The following is a 17,008-nucleotide window of genomic DNA, read 5'->3' as shown; positions in this document are numbered from 1 at the left end:
CCGAAGCGCTTGTTGGGGTGACTGTACGTCAACCATGCTGTCTCCTGAGGGAATCACGTTCCGTGAACCCTTTTCTGACCACGATCGTGGCCCTTGCGAGGCGCGAGGCGATGTGTCCGCCGGTTCGGATGGTGTGAGCGGTGCAGGTGCTTCAAGTGCAGCTGGAGATCCGGCCCGACCCCGCGGAGGTGGGGCGAGCCCGGAGGTGGGCCCGTTCTCGGCTCACGGGGTCCGGGATAGAGGCCGATGAGCCACTGGCCGAGACGTTGATCCTGCTCGTCTCGGAACTCGTCACCAACGCCGTGGTGCACACCGGCTGTCCCGCCGTCCTGCGGCTGTCGCTGCAGGGTGCCGCGACCGTGCCGACGGTCGGCGAGCGAGTGGTGGGCGAGGCGGTCGCGACCGTCCGGCTGGAAGTGCTCGACGGCAGTGCCCGGCCGCCGCGCCCGCGATGCGCGGACGGCGACGAGACCAACGGCCGCGGCCTCGCACTGGTCGACGGTCTCGCCGACCGCTGGGGCTGGACCACCGAGGGCACGGGCAAGCGCATCTGGTGCGAGGTGGACCGCTGTTCGTCGGTGGCCGCGGTCGCCACGACCTGTGACGCGGCTCCGGCGGCGTACGGCGATCTGGCCTACGAAGCCGTGTAGCGCGCGGGAGCGGGCGCTCGGGCACCGGTGCGCCCGCTGGCGCAGGGGTCGCACGGACCCCGGGCCGGACGTCCGGGGCTGTCGAGTGCGCCGGGCCGTGCTTCCTTCCGTGGCGGCACAAAGGGTGCGTAAGGCGTGAATCCCCGAGCAGGTGTTGACGAGGCTTGTCCGTTTGATCACGCTTGTGTTCAGCGATTCGCCGCGAGGGGACGCCGAGGACTTCGGTGACGGGAGCCCTCGGCGAGTGCGGGTCGCGATTCGGCGTCGGCTCCTGCGGGGCCAGGGGCAGGGCGGGCGCGCCGGAGAGTCGGATGGCGGCGCGCGGTGCCGCGCCCGGGGCGAGGTGGGGGGATCCTCCCGTCCGGGCGGGGCGGAAAATGGGGGAGACGCGCCGCCAACCGGCCCCCGGACCCTTCAGAGGATCGCCACCGGCGCCACGGGGGTTCCCGTGCCGCCGACGAACGGCTCGGGCATCGCCGACAGCAGGAACGCATGGCGTCCGACTTCTCCACAGGCTGTGGACAACTCTTCGAGATTCCAGTTCTGGCCCTGGAGCATGCCCATCTCGACCAGGTCGAGCGCGTGGACGGGCAGCCACAGGTCCTCTATTTCGGGCGGAAATATCTCAAAGGTGAGGGTGTCGTTCGCGACCGCCGCGACATCGCGGGCGTGGAACCACTCCGGGGTGCGGACGGACAGGCCCGGGGAGGGGAAGGCGTACGCGTGGTTGTCGCCCGCGAGGCAGAGCTGCATCTGGCCGGTGCGCACGAGGACGATGTCGCCCGGGCGGACCTTCGTCCCGCTCAGCTCCTCCGCCGCCTCCAGGTCCTCCGGGGTCACCGCGTGCCCGCCGTCGAGGCGCTCCTTGCCGAGCGCGCGGGCCACATCCAGCAGGACGCCGCGCGAGACGACGTGCCGGGGCTTGTCGATGCCGCTGAACCGGGCACCCTCGTGGGCCGTGATGGTGGCGGCCGGGCGGCCGTTGTAGATCTTCCCCGAGTGCGAGACATGGGTGATCGCGTCCCAGTGGGTGGCCGCCTGGAGGCCCATCGTCACGGCGTCGTCGCTGCACGCGACCGTGCCGGGGCCGAACAGCTCCTGGTTGATCTGCACCATCGTGTGCAGCGGATTGACCCGGCCCGGGATCATCCCGGTCTGCACGCCGTCCTGTCGCAGCGGGAGCGCGAGCGGCACGCGGCGGCCCGAGCGGACGGTCGCGGCGGCCTCGCGGACCACCTCGTCGGTGATCAGGTTCAGGGTGCCGATCTCGTCGTCGGCACCCCAACGCCCCCAGTTGTTCACGCGCTTGGCGATCTCGTGGAACTCGTCCGGCAGTGACATGAGTCCTCCCCGGGGCTTGTCTCCAGGTATCTGACGGGTCGTAGAATCCAGGGAGAATCTAACGGACCGTCAGAAACTGCGGGAAGGGGCCGGGGCGTGGGGAACTTCTTGGCAGGCAAGGTCGTCGCCGTGACCGGGGCGGGCCGGGGCATCGGACGCGCGGTGGCGCTGGCGGCCGCGGCCGAGGGCGCGAAGGTCGTCGTCAACGACTACGGGGTGTCGATCGAGGGCGCGGAGCCGACCAGTTCGGTCGCCGACGCCGTGGTCAAGGAGATCGAGGCGGCCGGCGGCGACGCGATCGCGGTGGGCGACGACATCTCCACCATGGCGGGCGGACAGCGGATCGTCGACACGGCCGTCGAGGCGTACGGGCGGCTCGACGGAGTCGTCTGCGTCGCCGGGATCCTGCGCGAGCGGATGCTGTTCAACATGTCCGAGCAGGAGTGGGACCCGGTGGTCGCCACGCATCTGAAGGGCACGTTCACCGTGTTCCGCGCCGCCTCGGCGCTGATGCGCAGGCAGGGGTCGGGCACGCTGATCGGGTTCACCAGCGGCAACCACCAGGGGTCCGTCTCGCAGGCCAACTACAGCGCGGCGAAGGGCGGGATCATCTCGCTCGTCCGCAGCGCCGCGCTCGGGCTCCACAAGTACGGGGTCACGGCCAACGCGGTCGCGCCGGTCGCCCGTACGCGCATGTCGGCGAACGTGCCCATGGAGCTGAAGGAGATCGGCGAGCCCGAGGACGTGGCCGCGCTCGTCGTCTACCTGCTGTCCGAACGGGCCCGCGAGGAGGGGATCACCGGGCAGGTCTACACGATCGCCGGACCGAAGATCGCGGTGTGGGCACAGCCGAGGGAACTGCGTGCCGGGTACGCCGAGGGCGGCTGGACGCCGGAGCGGATCGCGGACTTCCTGCCGGGGACGGTCGGGGTGGATCCCATGCCGCTGCTCTCGCAACTGGAGGAGATGGCGCGGGCCGCCAAGCGTGCGGCGCGCGCCGCGGAGGGTGGGTGAAGGGCGCGGCAGGAGCCGGGCCGGTCGGTGGGCGCGGGTCACGCGGTTCCCCGCGCCCCGGTGGGGGCGCTGTCGTGGGCGGAGGGGACATGGAGTTCGGGGTCACCGCGGAGGACGCGGCGTTTCGGGACGAGGCGCGGTCGTGGCTCGCGGAGAACGTCTCCGACGGCCTGGACCGCCGGGCGTGGGAACGTACGCTCGGCGCGGCCGGGTGGATCGGGATCGGCTGGTCCGAGGAGGGGTACGGGAACCGGCGGGCCGGGCTCGGACAACAGGTCGCCTGGGCCGAGGAGTACGCCCGCTCCCGGGCCCCCGCCCGCACCGGGCACATCGGTGAGAACCTCCTCGCACCCACCCTCCTGGCGCACGGCAGCGAGGAGCAGAAGTCCCGCTTCCTGCCGCCGATCGCCGCCGGTGACGAACTCTGGTGCCAGGGCTACAGCGAACCCGGGGCAGGCTCCGACCTCGCGGGAATCCGTACGGCGGCCGTGCGGGACGACGAGGCGGGCACCTACCGCATCACCGGGCAGAAGATCTGGACCTCCCTCGCCCACGAGGCCGACTGGTGCTTCGTACTGGCGCGGACGGAGGCCGGCTCCCGACGGCATCACGGGCTGAGCTTCCTGCTCGTGCCGATGGACCAGCCGGGACGGATCGACGTCCGCCCGATCCGGCAGATGACGGGCACCAGCGAGTTCAACGAGGTCTTCTTCGACGGGGCCCACGCACGCGTGGAGCACGTCGTCGGAGGGGAGGGGAACGGCTGGCAGGTCGCCATGAGCCTGCTCGGCTTCGAGCGGGGCGTCTCCACGCTCGCCCAACAGATCGGCTTCGCCCAGGAGTTGGGGCAGGTACTGGAAACGGCCGTTGCCACCGGCGCGGCGGACGACCCGGTCGTCCGTGACCTGCTCGTGCGCCACTGGGCCGAACTGCGCACCATGCGGTGGAACGCGCTGCGGACACTGGGGAGTTCGGCGGACCGGGGCGCCCCCAGTGTGGCCAAGCTGCTGTGGGGCCGGTGGCACCAGCGGCTCGGTGAACTGGCCGTGCGGGTGCGGGGCGCGGGTGCGGCGGTGGGACCGGCGGACTGGACGCCCGCGGCGCCGTACGAACTGGACCCGCTTCAGCACCTGTTCCTCTTCAGCCGTGCCGACACCGTCTACGGCGGCTCGGACGAGATCCAGCGCACGATCATCGCCGAGCGCGTGCTCGGCCTTCCCAGGGAACCGAAAGGCTGAGGTGGGCGCGATGCGGGGTGTGACATGCGGGGCGTGATCTTCGACGGCAGGCAGACCCAGGTGGTGGACGACCTGGAGATACGTGACCCGGGGCCGGGGGAGGTGCTGGTCGCGGTCTCGGCGGCGGGGCTGTGCCACAGCGACCTCTCCGTGGTGGACGGCACCATCCCCTTCCCCGTACCCGTGGTGCTCGGCCACGAGGGCGCGGGAGTCGTGGAGGCGGTCGGCGCGGGCGTCACCCACGTCGGGCCCGGCGACCACGTCTCCCTGTCGACGCTCGCCAACTGCGGTACGTGCGCGGAGTGCGACCGGGGGCGCCCCACCATGTGCCGCAAGGCGATCGGGATGCCGCAGCGGCCGTTCGTACGGGCCGGGCAGCCGCTGTACCAGTTCGCGTCCAACTCGGCTTTCGCGGAACGGACGTTGGTGAAGGCCGTGCAGGCGGTGCGGATCCCGCAGGACATCCCGATGGCCTCGGCGGCCCTGATCGGATGCGGGGTGCTGACAGGGGTCGGGGCCGTGCTGAACCGGGCGCGGGTGGACCGCGGGGACAGCGTGGTCGTCATCGGCACGGGCGGCATCGGGCTCAACGTCATCCAGGGCGCGCGGATCGCCGGGGCCCTCACCGTCGTGGCGGTGGATTCGAACCCGGCGAAGGAGGAGGTGGCCCGGCGGTTCGGCGCGACGCACTTCCTGACCTCGACGGAAGGAGTGCGGGACGTCCTCCCCACGGGCGCGGACCACGCCTTCGAGTGTGTCGGCCGGGTCGAACTCGTCCGCCAGGCCGTCGACCTGCTGGACCGCCACGGACAGGCGGTCCTCCTCGGCGTGCCGCCCGCGACCGCCGAGGCGTCCTTCCTCGTCTCGTCGATGTACCTGGACAAGTCGATTCTCGGCTGCCGGTACGGGTCCTCGCGGCCGCAGCGGGACATCGCGCTGTACGCGCAGATGTACCGGGAAGGCCGGTTGCTGCTGGACGAGTTGGTGACCGGCACGTATCCCGTGGAGGACTTCGAGAAGGCGGTGGCCGACGCGCGGGCCGGAAGGGTCGCCAGGGCCGTCCTCACCTTCTGAGCGGCGCCGCGCAGGGGCCCGCCCGGCCCCTACCCTTCCTGCCCCTGCGCGCCGGAGGGGCCGAGGATGCGGAACGTGCGGCGGTACGCGGTCGGGGTCACGCCGAGCGCCGACTGCAGGTGCTGGCGCATCGACTGGGCCGTGCCGAAGCCGGAGTCCCGGGCGATCCGGTCGACGGAGAGGCCGGTGGACTCGAGGAGGTGACGGGCGCGCTCGACGCGCTGCTGGGTGAGCCACTGGCCGGGGCTGACACCGGCCTCCTCGCGGAACCGGCGCGTGAACGTGCGGACGGACATGGCCTCCTGCCCGGCCATGTCACGCAGCTGGATCGGCTCGTGCAGCCGCCCCAGCGCCCAGGCCCGGGCGGCGGTCGTGCTCGCCGACCGGGCTTCGGGGACGGGCCGTTGCACGTACTGGGCCTGGCCGCCGTCACGGTGCGGGGGCACGACCGTGCGGCGGGCCACTTCGTTGGCGACCGCCGTGCCGTGGTCGCGGCGCACGATGTGGACACACAGGTCGATGCCGGCCGCGACACCGGCGGACGTCAGCACGTCACCGTCGTCGATGAACAGCACGTCCGCGTCCACCCGCACCTTCGGGAACACCCGCTGGAAGTGCTCGGCGGACGCCCAGTGCGTGGTGGCCGGGCGGCCGTCGAGATGCCCGGCGGCGGCGAGCACGTACCCGCCCGTGCAGATGGACACGAGCCGGGTGCCCGGCCGGATGTACGCGAGGGCCGCGGCCAGCTCGTCCGTGAGCACGCCCTCGTCGTACACCGGACCCAGCTCGTACGAGGCCGGGACGACGACGGTGTCGGCGGTCGCGAGGGCCTCCGGGCCGTTCTCGACGAGGATGGAGAAGTCCGCCTCCGCCTCGACCGGGCCGGGCGGCCGGATCGAGCAGGTCACCACCTCGTACAGCCTGCGGCCCTCCGTGTCCTTGGCGCGGCCGAAGATCCGCTGGGGGATGCCCAGCTCGAAGGGGAGGACGCCGTCCAGGGCGAGGACGACCACCCGGTGGCGGCGTACGGAGGCGCGTGAACCCATGGCCCGATCCTAGCGAACACTGACCTTCCGGCCACTCGCCCGGAAAGAGCGCAGGCCGGAAGCTCGTGACGTGACACAGACAACCGATGCCGCGGCCGGGACGGCATCCGAGCAGACCGCCCGAACCGGCCGGCGGCGCACCCGCGTGCACCGGGCGTGGTTCGTCGCCGCCGTGACGTTCGTGACGATCATCGGGGCCGCGGCCTTCCGCTCCCTGCCCGGCCTGCTGATCGATCCGCTGCACCAGGAGTTCCACTGGTCGCGAGGGACGATCGGGCTCGCGGTCTCCGTGAACCTCGCGCTGTACGGGCTGACGGCGCCGTTCGCGGCCGCGCTCATGGACCGGTTCGGCATCAGGCGGGTCGTCGCGCTCGCCCTGATCGTCATCGCGGTCGGCTCCGGCGCCACGGTGTGGATGACCGAGGCCTGGCAGCTGCTGCTCTGCTGGGGGCTGCTCGTGGGCCTGGGGTCCGGCTCGATGGCCCTCGCCTTCGCGGCGACCGTCACGAACCGCTGGTTCACCGCGCGGCGCGGCCTGGTCACCGGCATCCTCACCGCCGCCTCGGCCTCCGGCCAGCTGATCTTCCTGCCGCTCCTGTCCTGGATCATCTCGGAGCACGACTGGCGCCCGGCCGCTGTGACCGTGGCCCTGGCGGCCCTCGCGGTCGTCCCCTTCGTCTGGCTGCTGCTGCGTGACCACCCGGCGGACGTGGGCCTCAAGCCGTACGGGGCGACGGAGTTCGTCGAGAAGCCCCCACCCGTACCGGGAGCGGCCCGCCGGGCGGTGAGCGTCCTGCTCTCCGCCGCGCGCACCGGCCCCTTCTGGCTCCTGGCCGGCACCTTCGCGATCTGCGGTGCCTCGACCAACGGCCTGATCCAGACCCACTTCGTGCCCGCCGCCCACGACCACGGCATGCCCATCACGGCGGCCGCCTCGCTCCTCGCCGTCATCGGCGTCTTCGACGTCGTCGGCACGATCGCCTCGGGCTGGTTCACGGACCGCTTCGAACCACGCCGGCTGCTGGCCGTCTACTACGCCCTGCGCGGCATCTCCCTGCTCTTCCTCCCCATCCTGCTGGCCCCCTCGGTCCACCCGCCGATGCTCTTCTTCATCGTCTTCTACGGCCTCGACTGGGTCGCCACCGTCCCGCCGACCCTCGCCCTGTGCCGCGAGCAGTACGGCGACGACAGCGCCATCGTCTTCGGCTGGGTCCTCGCCTCGCACCAGGTCGGAGCCGCCCTCGTCGCCTTCCTCGGCGGTGTCGCCCGCGACACCTTCGGCTCGTACGACGTGATGTGGTACGCCTCCGGGGCGCTGTGCGCGGTGGCCGCGCTGATGGCGCTGGTGATCCGGCGCCGACCGGCCGCACTCGCCCCAGTGGTCAACCCGTGAAGCCGCCGAACCGCCCCCGGTGGAACAGCAGGGGCTCCTGGTCGCCGTCCGAGGCGCCCAGGGCGCTCACCCGGCCCACCACGATCAGATGGTCGCCACCCGTGTGGACGGCGTGGATCGCGCAGTCGATCCACGCCGTGGCTCCCGCCAGGCGTGGCGAGCCGGAGACCGGGGCCGGGTCGTGCGCGACTCCGGCGAACTTGTCCGAGCCGCTCACCGCGAAGCCGCGGCACAGGTCCCCCTGGTGCGCGCCCAGGACGTTCACACAGAAGACGCCCGCGCGGGCGATGCGCGGCCAGGTCGTGGACGTACGCGCGACCATGAACGCGATCAGGGGCGGGTCGAGGGACAGAGCGGCGAAGGACTGACAGGCGAAACCGGCGGGCCGGGAAGGCTCACCCTCGTCCCCCACCCCGACGGCCGGAGCGGTGACGACGGTGACACCGGTCGCGAAGTTCCCCAGTACGCGCCGGAATTCGGCCGGGTCGATCGGCGCGCGCTCGTCGTCGCCGACCGCGCGCAGGTCCGGACGCGGCAGCGGTTCGACCGGCCCCGCGGCCTGCGGGTCCCCGGCCGACCTCAGGTAGCGGACTGCCGCCGCGGCCATTCCTGCATGTCCCATCACACCGCCCATTGAAGCTGACGGGGTGTCAGATTGGAAGGGGTCCGGAGACCGGTTCAACGGCCCTTGAACTCCGCTCCGCGCCGCTCCACGAACGCCGTCACCCCTTCACCGGCGTCCGCCGTCGTCATGTTGATCTCCTGGGCGGTGGCCTCGGCGGAGAACGCGGTGGCGCGGTCGGAGTCCAGCGAGGCGTTCACCAACTGCTTCGTGAGGGCGAGGGAACGGGTGGGGCCGGCGGCCAGGCGCTCGGCCCAGGCGCGGGCCGTCTTCTCCAACTCGCCGTCCGGCACGACCCGGTTGACGAGCCCGAGCCGGTGCGCGTCCGCGGCGGTCAGGGCGTCGCCGAAGAACATCAGCTCCTTCGCCCGTTGCGGGCCGACGAGCCGGGCCAGGAGATAGGCACCACCGCCGTCGGGGACCAGCCCCCGGCGGGCGAACACCTCGATGAACCTGGCTGATTCCGCGGCGATCACGAGGTCGCAGGCATAGGCGAGATGGGCGCCGAGACCGGCCGCCGTGCCGTTCACGGCGGCGATCACCGGCTTCTCGCAGTCGAGGACCGCGGCGATGAGTCGTTGGGCGCCCTGGCGGATGACGCGGGCCACGTCGCCGGGGACGCGGTCGCCCGGGGGCGGGCCGCCGCGCAGGTCCGCGCCCGCGCAGAAGCCGCGGCCCGTGGCGGTGAGGACGACCGCGCGGATGCCGGGGTCGGCCGACGCGGCCTCGAACAGGCCGATGAGTTGGTCCCGTTGGTCGGGGGTGACGGCGTTCATGGCCTCGGGCCGGTTCAGGGTGATCCAGGAGACCTGGTTGTCGAGGGTGTGAAGCAGCACGGGTACTCCGTTCCGCCCGGAGGGCGAAGGGGGTGGGCCTAGCGGCCGGGGTGTACGGCGGTATGCGGACACGTGCGGCCCGCCGGGGGCTGGTCGCGCAGTTCCCCGCGCCCCTTTGGGGGCGCCCCTCTCCGACTGGGCGCCCCTTTCCGGCGGGGGCACCGTCCTGCGGCAGTCGCCCTGCGGCGTGAGGGGGTGGGGCGGGGCGTCCGATCGCAGCACGACCTCCCATGGGCAACCGATCGGCCCGGGACGACACAGCTGCGATCGGATGTCCCGACACGCCCCCGACCCAAAACCGACCGGCAGGCGCGTCTTTCAGGGGCGCGGGGAACGGCGCGCCCAGCCCCACACAACCGGCACCCGCCCACTCAGCGGCACACCGCCAGCGCATCCAACGCAACAGCCCCCTGCCCCCGCGGCAGCACCATCAACGGGTTGATGTCCAGCTCGGACAGCTCACCGTCCAGTTCGAGCGCCATCCGCTGCACCCGCAGCACCACCTCGACCAGTGCGTCCAGATCGGCCGGAGGCCGCCCGCGGACGCCGTCCAGCAGGGCCCGCCCCCGAAGCTCGTCGAGCATCGTCCGGGCCTGGTCCTCACCGAACGGCGGCACCCGCACGGCGGTGTCCCGCAGGACCTCCACGAGCACCCCGCCCAGCCCGACCGTCACCGTGGGACCGAACAGGTCGTCGTGCGTCACCCCGACGACCATCTCGACACCGGGCTCGACCATCTGGCACACCAGCACCCCGTCCAGCGACACGTCCTCGTAGCGGGCGATGTCGGTCAACTCCCGGTAGGCGTCCCTGACCTGGCTCGCCGAGGTCAGGCCGATCTTCACCAGACCGAGCTCGGTCTTGTGGGCGAGCCGCGCACCGGACGCCTTCATCACCACGGGATACCCCACGAGCCCGGCCGCCCGCACCGCCGCGGCCGCGCTGGTCACCAACTGCTCCCGTGGCACCCGGATCCCGTACGCGCGCAGCAGCTGCTTCGCCGCGTGCTCACTGAGCCTGCTGCCGGGCCGCATCAGCGCCTGGGCCTTGCGGTAGGAGGGGGACGGACTGCGCGGCGCCTCGTCGAAGGGCGAGCGGTACGAGGCGACGAACCGGGCGTGGTCCAGGTGGGCGCGGACCGCGGTGATGCAGTTCGCGAACGTACGGAAGGTGGCCACCCGCGACGACCCGAGCAGCGTCTCCCGGTACGCGGCCTCCGTACCCACGGGTGAGCCCCACACCACGCACACCAGTTTGTCCGTCTGCTCGGCCGCGTCCACCAGGTCCTGCGCGAGCTTGTCGCTCATGGGCGGGAAGGGGCCGGTGATCGGACAGACCAGCACTCCGACGGCCGGATCGGCGAGGATCGCGTCGATGATCTTGCGTCCGCGCCAGTCGCCGACGGGATGGCCGCCGTTGTCGATCGGGTTGGAGACGTCCAGGTACTCGGGGATCCACTGGTGCAGTTCGGCCTGCTTGGTGTCCGAGAGCCGGGGCAGCCGCAGCCCGGCCTCGGTCGCCAGGTCCGAGAAGTGCGCGCCGGTACCGCCGGAGATCGAGTAGACGACGACACCGTCGGAGGACGGCGGGCGGGCGCGCGCCAACAGGGCGGCGGTGTCCTGGAGTTCGTCGAGGCCGTCGACTCGCACGACGCCGTACTGGCGCATCGCGGCGTCCACGACCGTGTCGGCGCCGGTCAGTTTGCCGGTGTGGGAGGCGGCCGTCCGGGCGCCCGTCTCGGTGCGGCCGACCTTGACCGCGACGACGGGGACACCGCGCCGGGCGGCCCGGTCGGCGGCCAGGAGGAAGGAACGGCCGTCCTTGAGGCCCTCGACGTAGCAGGCGATGGCGCCCACCTCGGGCTGCTCGGCGAAGTACGAGATGAAGTCGGCGCTCTCCAGGTCGGCCTCGTTGCCGGTGGGCGCCCAGTGCGAGAGCCGTACGCCGAGCTCCTGCATGGTGAAGACGGGGCGCCCCTGGTGTCCGGACTGGGTGATCAGCGCGATCGCCGGCCCGTCCAGGTCCTCGCGGAACTTCTCGAAGGCGTTGAGGTTGGTGTTCGGGCCGAGCAGCCGCAGCCCGGAGCGCTGCACGGCGGCGGTGAGTTGGGCCTGCGCGGCGGCGCCCTCCGCTCCGGTCTCGGCGAATCCGGAGGCGAAGGCGACCGCGAACCGCACCTTCGTCTCACCGAGTTGCTCGATCACGGGCAGGGGGTCGGCGACCAGGAGCACGGCCAGGTCGACCTGTTCGGGCAGGTCCGTGACGGCGGCGACGCACGGGATCCCGAAGACGGACCCGCGCGTCGGATGCACCGGGTGCAGCCGGGCGCCGACCCGTTCGGCCCAGGCGAGCAGTTGGCGGGTGATGCCGGTGTTGGGGCGCCCTTCGGTGTCCGAGGCGCCGACGACGGCCACCGACTCGGGGCGGAAGAAGCGGTCCAGATCGGGTACGCCGGCGTACAGCGGCCGGCCGCTGACGTCCAGGTCGTCGGTGGCGGCGGGCCTGCCGTGCACGGCAGGGGCCGGTTGCTCGCCGCAGGCGATGACCCTGGCCCGGCGGGAGTCGGTGGTGAGGGTGCCGTGGGTTGATCCAAGCATCGGTCCGCCCGCTCCTGAGTGGCTGCCAATAACTGACGCACTGTCAGATTACTGAACTGACGCCACGTCAGGAACGGGTCTGCATGCAAAGAACTTGTGGCCGCCACAGGGTTCGTACCCTCCGGGACCCGCTCAGGAACGTGCCTGGCCCGGCGCGCCGGCGGTCCGCGCCGGACGCACGACCGGCCAGGAGCCGCGGAGCCACGACGCCGGACCCCGGGGGCGGGCAGCCCCCACGAGGCCGGCGGACCCCGGACCGGACAGGTCGAAGCACCTCTCAGGACCACGCAGCAGGACCACGCGCAAGACCACGCCGAGAGGCCGCACCCCAAGGCCGCATCCCCAGGTCACCGGCGCGACGGCCTCAGCGCCGGGACGCCGGACCGCGAGGGCCGGGCGGGCGGACAAGTCCCCGTTCCGCGCGAACGAGCCTCCGGGCCGAGCGAACGAGCCCTCGGGCCGCGCGAACGAGCCTCTGGGCCGCGCGAACAGGCCCCGTACCGCGCGAACGAGCCCCCGGGCCGGACGGACAAGTCCCCGGGGCGGCCGGACTGCTCCCGGCCCGGGCGAGTGCAGCCCCGGGGGCTGGACCGCCCTCCGGCCCCCGCCCCGGTCCCGGCGGGATGCGCCGGAGGCGTCAGCGGGTGAGGCGGGACGGGTGCCTGCGCTCCGCGTCCCGCGCGATCGACTTCGCGATCTTCTCGGCGTCGAGGGCCAGTTCGCGGAACATCCCGCTGATCGGGTTGGTGAACCCGGTGAAGTAGAGGCCGGGCGCGTTCTTCGGCGCACGGGCGCCGTGGACGACCGGGCGTCCACGCGCGTCCAGTACGTCGAGGTGCCCGACGACATCCTCCAGCGCGCGCCGGTAACCGGTCGCGGCGATCACGGCGTCCGGACCGACGCGGTCGCCGTTCGCGAGGACGACCTTGCCGTCCTCGAAGCCCTCGACCGCGGCGACGATCTCGACGCGGCCCTTGCGGACGGCGTCGATGAGGCCGACGTCCTGTACGGGGATGGACCCTTCGTTGACCCGCGAGTACAGCCCGGTGTCGGGCCGCGGCAGCCCCTTCGAGGAGAGGTCCGGGACGCTGATCTTGGCCAGCGGCCCGGCCATCCGGTCCACCAGGGCGACCGGCAGCCGCCGGCAGAGCACTCCGGTGTACTGGGCCGCCCAGCCGGCCGTCGACCGGCGCACGATGTGCGGCGCGGTCCGCACCGAGAGGCGTACGCGCGAGGCGCCGCCCTCGACGAGGTCGACGGCGATCTCGGCGCCGGTGTTGCCCACGCCGACCACGAGGACGTCCCGGCCGGTGTACGGAGCAGGGTTGCGGTACTCGCCGGCGTGCAGGAGCTCGCCCGTGTACGCCTCGCGGCCCGGCCAGTCGGGCACGTGCGGCGTGTGGTTGTAGCCGGTGGCGACGACCACGGCGCTGCCGGTCAGCTCACGCCCGCCCGTGGCGCGCAGCAGCCAGCCGGTGCCGTCGGCGGTGGGCTCCACGCGGGAGACCTCGACACCCGTGACGATCTCCAGCTCGTGGTGCTCGGCGTACTTCTCCAGGTAGCGCACCACGTTGTCGCGCGACACCCAGCGGCCGAACGAGCGCGGCATCGCGAGGCCGGGCAGCCCGGAGAGCCGGCGGGTGGTGTGCAGCCGCAGCCGGTCGTAGTGCCGCCGCCACGACGCCCCGACGTGGTCGGACTTTTCGAGCACGACGGCCCGGACTCCCTGTGCGCGCAGCGCGTGCGCCGTCGCGAGGCCGCCGGGGCCGCCCCCGATGACGTACACGGGTCGGTCCTGCTGCGGCGCTGTGGCGGGCGCGGACGCCTGGGATGTCGGGTCGGGAGAGTCGGCCATGTGCCAGAGCGTATTCAAGTCATCACTTGATGGGTCTCGGTCAAGCCCGGAATCGGTTGCGAATTGATCACGGCTGTAGGAGGGCCGTGTGGGGCCGGTGTCGTAGGTTCCCCGGTCTGTGTGCGGGAGGTGAAGCGGGCGGTGGGTGCGGGCGGTGCGGCGGGCCGGGCGGCCGTCAGAGGACTTTCGCCGTGCGTCTTGCGCGAGTGCCGCCGCATCGGCTGAACTGACGTACCGTCAGATGCCGTCGACGGCAGGGGACTTCATGGACACGATCTGGCTCACGGGTGCGGAATGGGTCGCCGTGCTCCGTATCGGCCTGGGACTGTGGTGGCTGGAGAGCTGGCGGCACAAGGACAAGAAGGGCTGGTTCGAGAGGGGGACCGGCATCGCCTGGGCGTCGGACGTCGCGGCGAAGCACCGGTGGAACGCGGTGCGCAGCGGCTTCGACGTGGTGGTCGCGCCCCGGCCGCGCACGATGGCGTACGTCGTCGTGTACGCCGAACTCGCCCTGGGCCTCGGCCTCGTCGTGGGCTTCCTGACGCCGATCGCCCTGGTCGGCGGACTGCTGCTCAACCTCCTCTACCTCGTGCTGATGATCCACGACTGGGCCGAGCAGGGGCAGAACGCGATGATGGCACTGATCTCCCTGGTGGCCCTGTTCGCGATGTCCTGGCAGACGTGGTCGCTGGACAGCGCCCTGGGGATCTTCTGATGGCGGCCCGTTTCGACCTGCCGGAGGCCGACGCCCTCACCCGGCCGTACTGGGACGCGGCCGCCGAGGGGAACCTGCTGCTGCGCCGGTGCGGCGCGTGCGGGCGCGCCCACCACTACCCCCGCGAGTTCTGCCCGCACTGCTGGAGCGAGGCCGTGACCTGGGAGCGGGCCAGCGGGCGGGCCACGCTCTACACCTGGTCCGTCGTCCACCGGAACGACCTGCCGCCCTTCGGGGCCCGCACGCCGTACGTGGCCGCCGTCGTCGATCTCGAAGAGGGGCCTCGCATGATGACCGAGGTGGTGGACTGCGCGGAGGAGGCGCTGCGGGCGGGGATGGCGCTGGAGGTGACGTTCCGCGTGGAGGGCGTGGAGGGCGTGGAGGGCGTGGAGGGAGCGGAGGGCGTCGAGGGGATGGACGGGGCGGAAGGGCAGGAGAGGGCGGGGGAGACGGTCGCGGTTCCCGTGTTCCGGCCGGTGGCCGCGGTCTCCTCCTAGGCCGTCCGTGCCAGGCGGACGGCCCCTCGGGTCACCCCGCGACCGGTCGCCCGGGTGGCCGTTGTTGAATGGCCCGATGACCGACTTGTACGAGTCCTCCGCCTCCCTCCCCCTCCCCGAGATCCACGGCCACGGACTGTGGCTGCGCCCCTGGGACGCGGATGCCGAGGAGGACGTCCAGGCGTGGCTGCGGGGCTGCACGGACCCGGAGTTCCAGCGGTGGAACACGCCGATCAGACCGATCGAGACCAGGACCGACGCGCAGGAGTCGCTGCGGGCGCGGGCCAAGGCGGTCCAGGAGGCTGCGGGCGCCTCCTTCTGTGTCACCGACGCGACGAGCGGTACCCGGCTCGGACACATCGGCGTCAACGACATCGACCACGTCATACGGGTCGCCCGCGTCGGCTACTGGGTACTCCCCGATGCCCGTGGCCGCCAGGTGGCCTCACGCGCGCTTACCCTGGCCTCCCGCTGGGCCTTCGAGGAACTCGGTCTGCACCGGCTGGAGTTGGGGCACGCGCTCGGACATGAGGCGTCGTGCAGGGTCGCCGAGAGGTGCGGCTACCCGTACGAGGGAACCCTGCGCGGGGCGATGTTCGAGGCGGGGCGCCAGGACGCCTTCCGGGACGTGCACCTGCACGCACGGCTGGCCACCGACCCGGAACCCGCACCCGTGACGCCGTGACATCCCTGCCGTGACACCCCTGCCCGGGCAGACAGGCCCTAGGGCCAGAGCAGTTCCCTGCGCCAGGCGGCGCCGTCCGTGCGGCGGTAGGTGAGACGGACGTGCCGTCGCCGCGCGTCGCCCTGGAAGAACTCCACCTCGTCCGGGTCCAGGACATACACCGTCCACGACGGCGCGGACGCGTCCGGTTCGCGGTGGGCTCGGTCCCAGGCGGCGGCCGAGGCGCGCGCCAACTCCTCCTGGCTGTCCAGGACTTCGCTCTGGTGCCCCACCAGGGCGGAGGCGAGCGCGCCGGTCGATCGGGCGTGCAGGTCGGCCAGCGCGACCTCGGGCGGGGCGACGGTCACCGGGCCGCGCACCCGGACCTGCCGGCCCTGGACGGGCCAGTAGAAGCCGAGTGCCGCGTACGGCCGGGACGCCAGGTGCTGTCCCTTCCGGCTGCCCGCGTGCGAGGCGAAGTGCCAGCCCTCCTCGTCGGCGCCGTGCAGCATCACGGTCCGTACGTCGGGTCGGCCCTCGGAGTCCGCCGTGGCCAGCGACATCGTGTGCGGCTCCGGCTGCCCGGCGGCGACCGCCCCCGCGAACCACTCCTCGAAGAGCGGCAGGGGCTCGGCGGGGGCCGTGGCGGGGGCGAAGTCCGGCAGCTCGGTGTCCCAGACCCGCTGGGACCTCAGCAGCCGTACGAACTCGGAGGACGGGGAGGACGCGTCGGCACTCATGCCTCGATTGTCGCGCGGGACCGGCGTCACGAGTGAGCGGAGCGCGGCCCGCCCCTGCGTCGACGGCGAGTGCGGCGATGTGCGGCGATGCGCGGCGATGCGCGGCTCAGCGAGAAACTGCGTCACCTGCCTGCCCGCCCGGGGGCCTGCACCGGCCAGGTGGCGCTGTTCGTCGGGGTGTTCGTCGTGGCCGGTCAGGGGGTGTGGTGCAGGGCGATGGTAGAGCTGGCACCACCATGGATCGGGGGGCGTGCTCTCTCGTGGGCGCGGGCGGGCGACGGCATGGTTGAACCCAGTTGATCGCAGGGGTTCACCGCCCCGCCCCCGGAAGGAAAACCCCATGAAGCCGCAGCTCACGTCGGAGCCGCAGCCGGAGACGGCGGGCGAGGCCGCTCCCGGGCCGTTCGCCTCCTTCGTCCGGTTCGTGGTGTGCGGCGGCGGCATCGGGGTCCTCGCCAGCGGTGCCGTGGCGTTGCTGGCCGGGGCGATGCCCTGGGTTGTCGCGAACGCCGTGATCACGGTCGTGTCGACCGTCCTGTGCACCGAGCTGCACGCCCTCTTCACCTTCGGGACGGGGAAGCGGGCCGGGTGGCGGCGGCACTGGCAGTCCGCCGGGTCGGCGTCTGCGGCGTACGGGGTGACGTCGCTTGCCGTGTTCGTCCTGCACCTGGTGCAGGCGTCGCCCGGGGTGCTCACCGAGCAGGTCGTCTACCTCAGCGCTTCCGG

Annotated in this window: 15 protein-coding genes and 1 pseudogene; 9 read left to right on the top strand and 7 right to left on the bottom strand. The window is 72.6% G+C overall.

Annotated features, from left to right (window positions below; genetic code table 11):
- Positions 1–155: 155 nt before the first annotated feature.
- Positions 156–650 (top strand): ATP-binding protein, encoded by a 495-nt coding sequence (locus tag KUF83_RS12615; protein WP_217454752.1) that lies wholly within the window; start codon positions 156–158, stop codon positions 648–650.
- Between the two features lie 414 nt (positions 651–1,064).
- Here KUF83_RS12615 and KUF83_RS12610 read toward each other — a convergent pair whose 3' ends face one another.
- Positions 1,065–1,991 (bottom strand): cyclase family protein, encoded by a 927-nt coding sequence (locus KUF83_RS12610; protein ID WP_217454740.1) that lies wholly within the window; start codon positions 1,989–1,991, stop codon positions 1,065–1,067.
- 96 nt (positions 1,992–2,087) lie between these two features.
- Here KUF83_RS12610 and KUF83_RS12605 point away from each other — a divergent pair, with 96 nt between their 5' ends.
- The 3 genes from KUF83_RS12605 to KUF83_RS12595 all read left to right on the top strand — a co-directional run bounded on the left by KUF83_RS12605 (position 2,088) and on the right by KUF83_RS12595 (position 5,317).
- Entirely contained in the window at positions 2,088–3,005 is a 918-nt protein-coding gene (locus KUF83_RS12605; RefSeq protein WP_217454739.1) for an SDR family NAD(P)-dependent oxidoreductase, read from the top strand.
- 89 nt (positions 3,006–3,094) lie between these two features.
- Positions 3,095–4,243: an acyl-CoA dehydrogenase family protein gene (locus KUF83_RS12600; protein ID WP_217454738.1), complete on the top strand. Its 1,149-nt coding sequence runs from the start codon at positions 3,095–3,097 to the stop codon at positions 4,241–4,243.
- A 24-nt stretch (positions 4,244–4,267) separates the two neighbouring features.
- Positions 4,268–5,317, top strand: a complete 1,050-nt coding sequence (locus KUF83_RS12595; RefSeq protein WP_217454737.1) for a Zn-dependent alcohol dehydrogenase — start codon at positions 4,268–4,270, stop codon at positions 5,315–5,317.
- A 29-nt stretch (positions 5,318–5,346) separates the two neighbouring features.
- Here KUF83_RS12595 and KUF83_RS12590 read toward each other — a convergent pair whose 3' ends face one another.
- Positions 5,347–6,363, bottom strand: a complete 1,017-nt coding sequence (locus tag KUF83_RS12590) for a GlxA family transcriptional regulator (RefSeq protein WP_217454736.1) — start codon at positions 6,361–6,363, stop codon at positions 5,347–5,349.
- A gap of 70 nt (positions 6,364–6,433) precedes the next feature.
- On the opposite strand from KUF83_RS12590, the gene KUF83_RS12585 reads away from it, so the two are divergent.
- Positions 6,434–7,756, top strand: a complete 1,323-nt coding sequence (locus tag KUF83_RS12585) for an MFS transporter (RefSeq protein WP_217454735.1) — start codon at positions 6,434–6,436, stop codon at positions 7,754–7,756.
- Here KUF83_RS12585 and KUF83_RS12580 read toward each other — a convergent pair.
- The 4 genes from KUF83_RS12580 to KUF83_RS12565 form a co-directional block, all read right to left on the bottom strand.
- On the bottom strand, positions 7,746–8,378 hold the full coding sequence (locus tag KUF83_RS12580) for a flavin reductase family protein (protein ID WP_217454734.1): 633 nt from the start codon (positions 8,376–8,378) through the stop codon (positions 7,746–7,748). The genes KUF83_RS12585 and KUF83_RS12580 overlap by 11 nt on opposite strands.
- Before the next feature lie 56 nt (positions 8,379–8,434).
- Positions 8,435–9,154 carry an enoyl-CoA hydratase/isomerase family protein gene (locus KUF83_RS12575; protein WP_254643755.1) on the bottom strand — a complete coding sequence of 240 codons (720 nt, stop codon included), beginning with the start codon at positions 9,152–9,154 and terminating at the stop codon, positions 8,435–8,437.
- 431 nt (positions 9,155–9,585) lie between these two features.
- Complete coding sequence (locus KUF83_RS12570; protein ID WP_217454732.1) at positions 9,586–11,811, bottom strand: acetate--CoA ligase family protein; 2,226 nt, start codon at positions 11,809–11,811, stop codon at positions 9,586–9,588.
- 637 nt (positions 11,812–12,448) lie between these two features.
- Positions 12,449–13,666, bottom strand: coding sequence for an NAD(P)/FAD-dependent oxidoreductase (locus KUF83_RS12565; RefSeq protein ID WP_217454731.1), 1,218 nt, complete (start codon positions 13,664–13,666; stop codon positions 12,449–12,451).
- 265 nt (positions 13,667–13,931) lie between these two features.
- On the opposite strand from KUF83_RS12565, the gene KUF83_RS12560 reads away from it, so the two are divergent.
- The 3 genes from KUF83_RS12560 (at position 13,932) to KUF83_RS12550 (ending at position 15,563) form a co-directional block, all read left to right on the top strand.
- Positions 13,932–14,381 carry a DoxX family protein gene (locus tag KUF83_RS12560; RefSeq protein WP_217454730.1) on the top strand — a complete coding sequence of 150 codons (450 nt, stop codon included), beginning with the start codon at positions 13,932–13,934 and terminating at the stop codon, positions 14,379–14,381.
- The gene (locus KUF83_RS12555; RefSeq protein WP_217454729.1) at positions 14,381–14,878 is read left to right on the top strand and encodes a Zn-ribbon domain-containing OB-fold protein; all 498 of its coding nucleotides are present in this window, start codon (positions 14,381–14,383) and stop codon (positions 14,876–14,878) included. The genes KUF83_RS12560 and KUF83_RS12555 overlap by 1 nt, the downstream gene beginning before the upstream one ends.
- Positions 14,879–14,954: 76 nt before the next feature.
- On the top strand, positions 14,955–15,563 hold the full coding sequence (locus tag KUF83_RS12550) for a GNAT family N-acetyltransferase (RefSeq protein WP_217454728.1): 609 nt from the start codon (positions 14,955–14,957) through the stop codon (positions 15,561–15,563).
- 38 nt (positions 15,564–15,601) lie between these two features.
- On the opposite strand, the gene KUF83_RS12545 is transcribed toward KUF83_RS12550, so the two are convergent.
- Positions 15,602–16,282: a pyridoxal 5'-phosphate synthase gene (locus tag KUF83_RS12545; protein ID WP_217454727.1), complete on the bottom strand. Its 681-nt coding sequence runs from the start codon at positions 16,280–16,282 to the stop codon at positions 15,602–15,604.
- Positions 16,283–16,622: 340 nt separating this feature from the next.
- Here KUF83_RS12545 and KUF83_RS12540 point away from each other — a divergent pair.
- Positions 16,623–17,008: pseudogene (locus KUF83_RS12540) on the top strand (hypothetical protein); the annotation flags it as partial.

It is taken from the genome of Streptomyces sp. BV286 (assembly GCF_019090165.1).
Lineage (GTDB): Bacteria > Actinomycetota > Actinomycetes > Streptomycetales > Streptomycetaceae > Streptomyces.
The sequence above is the reverse complement of the archived record's forward strand: the minus strand, read 5'-3'. Positions and strand labels throughout refer to the sequence as shown.

Excerpts from the sequence above, each read along its gene's own strand:
- KUF83_RS12610 (WP_217454740.1), bottom strand. The coding sequence starts at position 1,991 with ATGTCACTGCCGGACGAGTTCCACGAGATCGCCAAGCGCGTGAACAAC.
- KUF83_RS12600 (WP_217454738.1), top strand. The coding sequence starts at position 3,095 with ATGGAGTTCGGGGTCACCGCGGAGGACGCGGCGTTTCGGGACGAGGCG.
- KUF83_RS12595 (WP_217454737.1), top strand. The coding sequence starts at position 4,268 with ATGCGGGGCGTGATCTTCGACGGCAGGCAGACCCAGGTGGTGGACGAC.
- KUF83_RS12590 (WP_217454736.1), bottom strand. The coding sequence starts at position 6,363 with ATGGGTTCACGCGCCTCCGTACGCCGCCACCGGGTGGTCGTCCTCGCC.
- KUF83_RS12580 (WP_217454734.1), bottom strand. The coding sequence starts at position 8,378 with ATGGGACATGCAGGAATGGCCGCGGCGGCAGTCCGCTACCTGAGGTCG.
- KUF83_RS12575 (WP_254643755.1), bottom strand. The coding sequence starts at position 9,154 with ATGAACGCCGTCACCCCCGACCAACGGGACCAACTCATCGGCCTGTTC.
- KUF83_RS12570 (WP_217454732.1), bottom strand. The coding sequence starts at position 11,811 with ATGCTTGGATCAACCCACGGCACCCTCACCACCGACTCCCGCCGGGCC.
- KUF83_RS12565 (WP_217454731.1), bottom strand. The coding sequence starts at position 13,666 with ATGGCCGACTCTCCCGACCCGACATCCCAGGCGTCCGCGCCCGCCACA.
- KUF83_RS12560 (WP_217454730.1), top strand. The coding sequence starts at position 13,932 with ATGGACACGATCTGGCTCACGGGTGCGGAATGGGTCGCCGTGCTCCGT.
- KUF83_RS12555 (WP_217454729.1), top strand. The coding sequence starts at position 14,381 with ATGGCGGCCCGTTTCGACCTGCCGGAGGCCGACGCCCTCACCCGGCCG.
- KUF83_RS12550 (WP_217454728.1), top strand. The coding sequence starts at position 14,955 with ATGACCGACTTGTACGAGTCCTCCGCCTCCCTCCCCCTCCCCGAGATC.
- KUF83_RS12545 (WP_217454727.1), bottom strand. The coding sequence starts at position 16,282 with ATGAGTGCCGACGCGTCCTCCCCGTCCTCCGAGTTCGTACGGCTGCTG.